The 1,580-nt window shown below is 43.5% G+C and carries 1 protein-coding gene; it reads right to left on the bottom strand.

Annotated features, from left to right (window positions below; all coding sequences use genetic code 11):
- Positions 1 to 1,580 (bottom strand): hypothetical protein (locus tag APU11_RS28485; protein ID WP_060578584.1); only part of this gene is annotated, 1,580 nt, incomplete at both ends.

The raw sequence follows: 1,580 nt of genomic DNA, 5'->3' as shown, positions 1-1,580 counted from the left end.
TCTCCGGTCAGTACAAAGAGTGCAATCCCCTTAGCTTCAGGAGAAAAAAGGTATACACTGCCGGGATCTGCATTAATAATCTCAGAAAGTTCATTACGCTCAGTAGATTGATTTTTAGCAGCAAGGAATTCATTCGACATTTCATCGATAAAATCGATTAAATCTTGTTTAACACTTCCAATTTCAGCAGCAAGTTCATCATAATATTTTTTATATATTTCTTTGCCTCCCATCACCAGCATATATGTTAACCCCATAAATGCCTCTTCTGTGATAATCGTCAAATGCTTATAATCAATCCCATACAATTGATAAATCACCCAGATAGCAAACTCACCAAACAATTCTGGTGAGATTTCCCCTTCAACATCACCTTCAGCTCCAACCGCCAGACACAGGCCACCTTTAATATGAAATCTGAATCGCCCCTTTACAAACCGGACTCTGAACTCACCACTTAGCCCTACACCCAACTCAGCATTTCCCCCTACTTTTAAAGAGGCAAAATCCTGAAACCCTCCCAGATGTGCATCTTTTTCCTTTTCTGACTGCTGAACCGCAAGAATAATCCGTGCCTGTGCGGGGGAGTCCACCAGACCAAAAGTACGCAGCATATTGGGAAGTTCATCCACCAGTGAATCAAAAGGCTTCAGCCACTGTAATGCGCCCCCCAGACTGCCTCCAGCTTTCGCTCCACCAAATGCTTCTCCCTTAATCTCCAGGGAATGGGGTTTTTCTTTGTTGTCCTTGATCTTCACGCCTTTTTTCCGTTCGGCAAAACGCGAACCTGGCGTGCGATTTCCCATCAGCAACTGCTTATTGTTGTACGTCACAAATTGCAGGTTACCCTCCACCTGTGCTGATGCGCCAACGTATCCTGTCAGTTCACAGTCAATTCTTGCCCGCAGGACACCAAGATTAACTTCGTCAGTGTCGTTGACCGTAAATCTAAGCGGCCAGCCAACCCGATCCGGAGTGTAAATCGTCGAATTTACTTTCCCGGTAAATAGCATTAATTCTGCACACGTTTCCCCTTTTATCCGGGCTTCGCCGGTATCCGGGTTCCAGGTGTTCAGCGTGGAGGCATTTGCGGTAAAACGCAGAAACTGCGCCCCGGCGGAAACATCAATATAATTCCCCTCTTTGCTGTATTCCTCACACTGTTCATTCCATGCATTAGCCCAGTCAGTCAGCGTGGCTTCATAATTAATATCAGCGCTGACCGTCATGGTACTGTCCATCATCTGTTTGATGGTATTTTTCACTGATGCCAGTTTCGTCTTTAACGAGCTGATATTAATTCCAATGATATTTCCTTTATCATCTTTCTTAAAAATTGCATCACCGCTAAAAGTATCAACCGAAATAATGGTGAACTTACTCTCAAACGAATCATAATCGGAGTGTTTAACATATGAGTAGCAACGCCCATAAATACCTTTATTTAAAGGCTGAATGGGAATCAACTCAATTAAAGGTTTATAACCAGATTGTTCGTTGAATTCACCAAGCTCTGCCTGAAGATCCTTAGTCGCTTTTTCAAGCGCTATTTCAGTTGAAGTGATTGCATCCTCATAGCC

The sequence above is a fragment of the Enterobacter sp. 50793107 genome, assembly GCF_001463365.1.
In the GTDB taxonomy this organism is placed as follows: Bacteria; Pseudomonadota; Gammaproteobacteria; order Enterobacterales; family Enterobacteriaceae; genus Enterobacter; species Enterobacter cloacae.
Note: the sequence above shows the minus strand (reverse complement) of the source record. Positions and strands in the feature narration are given on the sequence as shown.